This is a genomic window from uncultured Sanguibacteroides sp., from assembly GCF_900543425.1.
Lineage (GTDB): Bacteria > Bacteroidota > Bacteroidia > Bacteroidales > Marinifilaceae > Gabonibacter.
Genome location: NZ_UQRQ01000018.1, coordinates 54328 through 62216, shown reverse-complemented (window position 1 = coordinate 62216; position 7889 = coordinate 54328). Strand labels below are relative to the sequence as shown.

Below are 7889 nucleotides of genomic sequence, written 5' to 3'. Positions count from 1 at the left end.
CTCGAACCCGCGACCCCATGCGTGACAGGCATGTATTCTAACCAGCTGAACTACCGAACCTTTTTTGTATTGAATAACCGCTGTTACTCTCAATTGCGGTGCAAAGATAGAGACTTTTTCTTATTCTGCAATACCTGTAGGAAGAAAAATGAAAAAAAGTTATTTTTAAAAAGAGAGAAAAAAAGAAAAAATGGTTTCTGTTGTCTCTTCATAAAAAGCTTTCTTTTGAGTATTAAAATATTAAATATACGGAGGATAAAATAGAGATGTAAAATATTTGATTCCTGTCTTGGAGTTTAATTTTTTGCTTATATTTGTAGCATTAATATACGTCAAATTTAATTTAATTAATAAGATAATGAACGTACCAGCAGAATTAAAGTACACTAAAGAACACGAATGGATTCGTGTTGAGGGTGAAGAGGCATTTATCGGTATAACGGATTATGCACAAAGTCAATTAGGTGATATCGTATTTGTAGAGGTCGAGACCGAGGGAGATAGCTTAGAGGCAGGAGATACCTTTGGAACGATTGAGGCTGTGAAGACTGTATCGGATCTTTATATGCCGGTTTCCGGTGAAGTGATCGAATTCAATGCTGCATTGGAAGATCAACCGGATTTGGTAAACAAAGATCCTTACGGAGAAGGTTGGATTATCAAAGTTAGAATGGACGATGAAGCTCAAATAGACGGATTGCTTAGTGCTGATGCCTATAAAGCATTGATTTAAATATATGGATGATAAAGACTGTACCTTTATTCTTGTTGAGTGGAGGTACAGTCTTTTTTTGTATAAATAATTATGACACTAATAAAATCTATTTCAGGAATTCGTGGAACGGTCGGGGGAAGGCCGGGGGAAAATCTTACTCCTTTGGATATTGTTAAGTTTGTTTCTGCTTATGCGACTTGGCTGAAAGAAGGGGCTGGAAAACAGAAGGCAAAGATTGTGTTGGGACGAGATGCAAGAGTATCCGGTGATATGTATGCCAAATTAGTCGAAGCGACACTTTCCGCTTTAGGACATGATGTGGTGAATATCGGGTTGGCAACGACACCGACGACTGAAATTGCGGTTACGGCAGAAAAGGCTGACGGTGGTATTATTCTGACGGCAAGTCATAATCCCAAGCAATGGAACGCTTTGAAGCTATTGAATGCCGATGGGGAATTTCTCTCTGCCGAGGAGGGGAATAAGGTATTGGAAATGGCGGATAAAGAGTCTTTCGAGTATGCCGATGTGGATGAATTGGGAATGATTACGTATAAAGATTATACCAATTATCATATCCAACATGTTTTGGACTTAAAGTTGGTAAACCGGGAGGCTATCGCCGGGGCTAACTTGAAAGTCGTTGTGGATGCCGTGAATTCCGTGGGTGGAGTAGTCATTCCTGCCCTATTAAAAGCCTTAGGGGTGAAAGAGATCATTCCGTTGAACTGTGAACCGACCGGACTCTTTAGCCATAATCCGGAGCCTATACCTGAAAATTTAACGCAGATATCGGAAAAAATAAAGGCATGTGGTGCCGATTTGGGAATTGTGGTAGATCCGGATGTGGATCGTTTGGCTTTGGTTTGTGAAAATGGTGAAATGTTTGTTGAGGAGTATACCTTAGTTGCTGTAGCCGATTTTGTTTTGAAGCATACTCCGGGAAATACGGTTTCCAATCTCTCTTCTTCCAGAGCCTTGAGGGATGTGACCGTGGGGTATGGGCAGTCTTATAATGCCGCAGCAGTTGGAGAGGTCAATGTCGTTGCCAAGATGAAGGAGACACAAACCGTGATAGGAGGGGAAGGAAACGGGGGGGTTATTTATCCGGAAAGTCATTACGGTCGGGATGCTTTGGTCGGGGTAGGACTATTTCTTTCCCATTATGTTGCAGAGGGGAAAAAAATGACGGAATTAAAGGCAACTTACCCACAGTATTTTATTTCAAAAAATAAGTTGACTTTATCCCCGGGTATGGATGTGGATAAGATCCTGGCAGGATTAAAGCAAAAATACGCTTCGGAGGAGATAACGGATATAGATGGAGTAAAGATTGATTTTGCAGAAGGATGGGTGCATTTGAGAAAATCGAATACGGAACCCATCATCCGGATCTATTCGGAAGCAAAAGACGAGGATTCCGCCAATCGATTAGCCGAAGAGGTTATACAGGTGGCTCGGGGTTTAATTGGATAAAAAAATCGGCATTTGCCGATTTTTTTTATTATTCCACGTATAGAACCAGTCCTTTTAAATACTCTCCTTCCGGATGGTAGATGTTGATCGGATGATCGGCAGGTTGTGTCAATTGATGTAAGATTTTCACTTTTCTTCCCGTGTTGGCTGCTGCCGTGAAAACAGTTTGTCTGAACAGCTCTTTGGTCATCACTTGGGAACAGGAGAAGGTAAAAATGAGTCCACCGGGTTTTACGACTTCAATCCCTTTGCGATTCAGTTTCTTGTATCCTTGGATGGCGTTTCCCAATACGTTCTGGTGCTTGGCAAAGGCCGGAGGATCGAGGATGATGAGATCGTATTTATGTTCGGATTTTTCCAAGAATTTAAAGGCGTCTTCCACGAAAGCTTCATGCCTTGGATCACCCGGGAAATTTAACTCGACATTCCGGTTGGTGAGCTCGATGGCTCGGGCCGAAGCGTCAACGGAATGTACCGTTCGGGCTCCTCCGCGCATAGCGTAGAACGAGAATCCTCCCGTGTAGCAAAACATATTCAATACATTTTTACCTTTCGCGTATTTTTCCAGTAAACTGCGGTTCTCTCTTTGGTCAACAAAGAATCCGGTTTTTTGTCCTTCGAGCCAGTCAACGTTGAATTTTAGACCGTTCTCTATGGCAATGAAATTCTCGGATTCTCCGTATAGATATTCGTTACGGGGATTTAATCCGGCTTTGAAAGGAAGAGTCCCCTCCGATTTATCGTATATAGCCGACAATTGATCTCCCATAACCTCTACGATGGCTTTGGCTATTTCCCGACGGACTTTATACATGCCGACCGAATGGAATTGGACAACGGCAACGCCGGCATAAAAATCAACAATTAAACCGGGGAGATCATCTCCTTCACCGTGTATAAGACGATATACATTGTTATCGGGAGCCTGAGCCAGTCCGATGGTTATCCTGGTGTTGTATGCTTGTTGTATACGTTCTTTCCAAAACGAGTAATTGATCTCTCTTTGTTCAAAGCTAAGTACCCGAACAGCTATACTTCCGATCTGGTAATGTCCGATACACATGAATTCCTGATCGTGATTGTACACTTCGACCACATCGCCTTCCTGAAGATCATTCGTTATTTTAGCTATGGCTCCGGAGAAAATCCATGGATGCAAGCGGAAAAGAGAGCGTTCTTTACCGGCTTTTAATATTATTTTATTCATAATTCTATTTGTCTATCACCTGAGTGATGCGATTTGTTTCCGGCGCAAAAGTAGCTAAAAAACGGATAAAAAAATACCGGGAACTTTTTTCATCGCTTCCCGGTATTAAATTTCTTTGTTTACACTTCCAGCATTTCTTTTGCTTTTTCAAGGATTGTCGTATCGTCTAAAACAACAATTCCACCGTTTGGACCTTGTTCTAAATGAATACCGGCAGAACTGCCCTCTTCATAATTATCACCTCCGAAATAGTTTCTTACGGTATCGGTACTGATTCCCAATTCATCCGCAATTTTTTGCATGCTACCGTGAGGCAACATATCTTTAATTCTTCTTAATTCGTTGAATGTAATCGTATAAGTCATAACGTAGTAGTTTTAGAGTTATTACCTGCAATAAATGTAGAACTTTATTTTGAAAAAAGCAAATAAAATATTTTGTTCTGCGCTTCTAATTCGTAATAGATTTGTAACGTGGATTTGGATAACTCTTTTATAATGAGAGGATATATTTATTGTATTTAGATTCATTATTATTTTATGTTGATTGCTTTTGGGTGGTTTCGTTTATTATTGAGGATTTCGAATAAGATAGATGGTATGAACTCGTACGTGAGACCGATTTCTTCACTTGTAGTCAGTTAAGAAATGAAATGACGAAGCGAAAGAGTTTTCTTACAATTAAATGAGGTTTTTATTTTTCAGGAGAGATGCTTTTTTTACCTTTGTACACTCAATTATTGAGTATTAAGGTAAACAGTCCGGTAGTTGTGATGAGACTTTTATGAAAGATAATCTAAATTGTAACTCTAAATTTGAAGCATGGGTTTTGAAGAATTAAATATAAGTAAGCAGATATTGATGGCTTTGGAAGAGGCTGGTTTTGAAACACCGACACCGATTCAAAAAGAGGTGTTTTCTGTCGTTCGTTCCGGGAAAGATGTGATCGGAATAGCACAGACAGGGACAGGGAAGACCTTGGCTTACCTGATACCGATATTGATGAAATTGCATTACGCTCAGGATGTCTATCCGCGGGCTTTAGTTGTCGTTCCGACCAGGGAATTGGTGGTACAGGTATGTGAAAGCGTAGAGCTTTTGGCAGAATACATGGACATACGCTGTATTGGAATATACGGGGGTACGAATATTCGTACCCAACAGGATAAGGTGTATGAAGGTGTGGATTTGTTGGTGGCAACTCCCGGGCGATTTATGGATATCTATTATAATGGTATTATTCGGACCAAATCGATCAAGACGGTTGTTATTGACGAGGCAGACCGATTGATGGATTTGGGCTTTTTACCGCAATTGAAAAGTATTCTGGAGGTTATTCCCGAGAAACACCAAACTTTGTTGTTTTCCGCTACCTTTTCGGAGGCGGTGAATACATTGGCAGGTGATTTTTTGTATGATCCGGTAAGGGTGGAGGTAGATCGGCAGGCTACCCCGGTAGAGCATGTCGAACAAATTCGGTATGACGTGCCCAATATCATGACAAAGATCAATTTGTTGAAGCTGTTATTAGCGGATAAAGAGGTTTTTAAAAAGGTTATGATATTTACAGAAACCAAAAAGAATGCGGATCGTATCGTGGAGCGTTTGGCAGATTACTGGAGAGAAGAATTAAGTGTTATTCATTCAAATAAGGCTCAGAATACCCGGTTAAAAGCCTTAAATGCTTTTAAAGAAGGAATAACTCGGATTATGGTAGCTTCCGATGTGGCGGCACGAGGTATCGACGTACAGGATATTACACATGTTATAAATTTTGATATTCCTTCTCTCGCGGAAGAGTATGTACATCGTATCGGGCGAACGGCCCGTGCCGGTAAAACGGGAACGGCGATTAGCTTTGTTTCCGAGAAGGAGGAAGAACGTTTTGACGATATAGAAGAACTGATCGCACAAAAGGTGGAATTGGCGGATTTGCCTGAAGGTCTGGAAATATCCCAACTTTTATTGGATGAAGAGCGGGTACAAACCAATAATATCGTTTATCAACGCGGAAAACCACAGGGGGGAGGGGCTTTTCACTCGCGGAAACAAAAGAACAGTTATACGGCGGACGACAATCGTAGAAACGTGAAAGCGAAACGAATGGCTCACCGGAAGAAAAAGTAGATGTGGAAAAAAGATCAAAATTATTTTGATCTTTTTTTTTATTTTCTCAATTTTGTCCACATGAAAGTGAGGAGCGTCATATTAATCAATCAACTTTTCTTAAATATCAAGAAACGGGATACCTTTCTTGTAAATGTGTGAATTTTTCACTCGTTTTCTCATTTTATTCGAAACGACAGTTGATTTTCGAATATCTTGTAATAAAATCAAATTAAAATAACTTATAGTATTTACCAATTTAAATTTTAGGATTATGGAATTGCCATTTTCAGAATCGTATAGAATTAAGATGGTGGAAACCATCCGTAAAAGTACGCGTGAAGAGCGTGAACAGTGGATTAAAGAAGCTAAGTATAACTTGTTTAATCTGAAAAGTGACTATGTGTTTATCGATTTGTTGACGGATTCCGGTACAGGAGCCATGAGCGATAAACAATGGTCAGAATTGATGTTGGGTGACGAGAGTTATGCCGGAGCTCGTTCATACTATAACATGAAGAATGCAATTAAGAACATTTTGGGTTTTGACTATTTCCTGCCTACACACCAGGGACGTGCTGCCGAGAATGTGCTTTACTCTACCATTATCAAAGAAGGGGATATACTTCCCGGAAATTCCCATTTCGATACGACAAAAGGACATATTGAATTCCGTAAAGCTCTTGCTATCGATTGTACGATAGATGAAGCTGCGGATACACAATTGGAAATTCCGTTCAAGGGAAATATGGATCCGGCTAAATTAGAAGCTGTTTTGAAAAAATACCCGAAAGAAAAAATTCCGGCAGTAGTGTTGACTGTGACTAATAATACTGCAGGAGGTCAACCTGTTTCTATGGCTAATATTCGGGAAGTTGCCGCTTTATGTAAGAAATATGGAGTCAATTTGCAAATTGATTCAGCTCGTTTCGCGGAAAACGCTTATTTTATTAAGACCCGTGAGAAAGGATACGAGAATAAGACCATCAAAGAGATTGTTAAAGAGATGTTCTCGTATGCCGATATCATGACCATGTCGTCCAAGAAAGACGCTATCGTGAATATGGGTGGATTTGTTGCTTTCAAAAGCGAAGAATTATGGAAAAGATGCCAGATGTTCTGTATCATGAATGAAGGCTTTATCACTTACGGCGGAATGTCCGGACGCGATATGAATGCATTGGCTCAGGGATTGGATGAGGGTACCGAATTTGATTATTTGGAGACCCGTATTAAACAAGTAGAGTATTTGGGAGCTAAATTGGATGAATACGGAATTCCTTATCAACGTCCTGCCGGTGGACATGCCATTTTCGTTGATGCCAAGAAAATCTTAACTCATGTGCCCAAGGAAGAGTTTATCGCTCAGACGTTAGGGGTTGAGTTGTATTTGGAAGCCGGTATCCGTGGTGTTGAGATCGGTTCTATTTTGGCTGACCGTGATCCGGTTACCCGTGAAAACCGTTATCCGAAATTAGAGTTGTTGCGTTTGGCTATCCCGCGTAGGACTTACACCAACAATCATATGGATGTGATTGCTGCCGCTTTGAAAAACGTGTACGATCGAAGAGAATCTATTACTCGTGGTTATGTAATTACCAAAGAGTTCCCGATTATGCGTCATTTCACGGTCGAGTTAGAACCTGCTAAATAATTTTTGTAGGAGTATAATATGAAAACCGGGTGGCTAATGCCAACCCGGTTTTTTCGTGTGCGAAAATTGAGTAATTGAATATTAAATGAGTCGTGTTGAAAAGTTTTCACTTAAAAACTGAACCCACTTTCAAAAATATTAGATTGACTGTAAGGTAGTAGTATGCCAGAGAAGGTCAATTGTCTTCCGTTCGTGTTACCGGTTACTGTTGCCGTCGCGTAGTTACTCCCGTATGAAAGTTGTACCGTAACTTGTGCGAAAATAGCGGCTCCCATAACATTGAACGTGTAAGTAACATTCCCTTTTTTATCTATTCTTTCATGTATACTGGAAGGCCAGCCGGTGACCGTGATTCCTCCGAGTCCGTTAGGACCGGGATTGAAACCGTTGAAGGCTAATTGTAAAGAAACTCGATTACGGTCCATTGCTATAAAGTTCGTGTTGTTGGTTACAGATATCGGCATGCCATAGTTATTATACAAGGTGTTTGCCTGTAATGCCCAACTATTATTCTTTAGAGCTTGTAATGCGTTTTGATAAGCAATTTCATTTTGTAACTGGCGAACCATTTTATTATGTGCTCTCATCGCCTGTCTGTGTGCTTTTCTCTCTGCTTTTATCTCTTGTTTTGTTTTAGTTTGTGCTTGAAGACTGAAATCATAAAACAAGAATGTAGCCATTGCCAATAAAAAAAGTAATCTTTTCATAGCGTCTCTTTTTTATTTTTTTATG

7 protein-coding genes are annotated in these 7889 nt (G+C 40.3%); 4 read left to right on the top strand and 3 right to left on the bottom strand.

Annotation, left to right across the window (positions count from 1 at the left end; translation table 11 throughout):
• Positions 1–358: 358 nt before the first annotated feature.
• Together gcvH and glmM are read left to right on the top strand one after the other, a co-directional pair.
• Positions 359–733: a glycine cleavage system protein GcvH gene (gene gcvH / locus QZR76_RS10605; RefSeq protein WP_294142783.1), complete on the top strand. Its 375-nt coding sequence runs from the start codon at positions 359–361 to the stop codon at positions 731–733.
• A 72-nt stretch (positions 734–805) separates the two neighbouring features.
• Complete coding sequence (glmM, locus tag QZR76_RS10600; protein WP_294142782.1) at positions 806–2191, top strand: phosphoglucosamine mutase; 1386 nt, start codon at positions 806–808, stop codon at positions 2189–2191.
• Positions 2192–2219: 28 nt separating this feature from the next.
• Here glmM and QZR76_RS10595 read toward each other — a convergent pair whose 3' ends face one another.
• Together QZR76_RS10595 and QZR76_RS10590 are read right to left on the bottom strand one after the other, a co-directional pair.
• The gene (locus tag QZR76_RS10595) at positions 2220–3398 is read right to left on the bottom strand and encodes a class I SAM-dependent rRNA methyltransferase (protein ID WP_294142781.1); all 1179 of its coding nucleotides are present in this window, start codon (positions 3396–3398) and stop codon (positions 2220–2222) included.
• Between the two features lie 119 nt (positions 3399–3517).
• Positions 3518–3763 (bottom strand): DNA-binding protein, encoded by a 246-nt coding sequence (locus tag QZR76_RS10590; RefSeq protein WP_041502111.1) that lies wholly within the window; start codon positions 3761–3763, stop codon positions 3518–3520.
• Between the two features lie 456 nt (positions 3764–4219).
• On the opposite strand from QZR76_RS10590, the gene QZR76_RS10585 reads away from it, so the two are divergent.
• Positions 4220–5524 (top strand): DEAD/DEAH box helicase, encoded by a 1305-nt coding sequence (locus tag QZR76_RS10585; RefSeq protein ID WP_294142780.1) that lies wholly within the window; start codon positions 4220–4222, stop codon positions 5522–5524.
• Between the two features lie 253 nt (positions 5525–5777).
• Positions 5778–7157, top strand: a complete 1380-nt coding sequence (locus QZR76_RS10580) for a tryptophanase (RefSeq protein ID WP_294142779.1) — start codon at positions 5778–5780, stop codon at positions 7155–7157.
• A gap of 110 nt (positions 7158–7267) precedes the next feature.
• Here QZR76_RS10580 and QZR76_RS10575 read toward each other — a convergent pair whose 3' ends face one another.
• Entirely contained in the window at positions 7268–7864 is a 597-nt protein-coding gene (locus QZR76_RS10575; RefSeq protein WP_294142778.1) for a DUF4251 domain-containing protein, read from the bottom strand.
• Positions 7865–7889 lie beyond the last annotated feature (25 nt).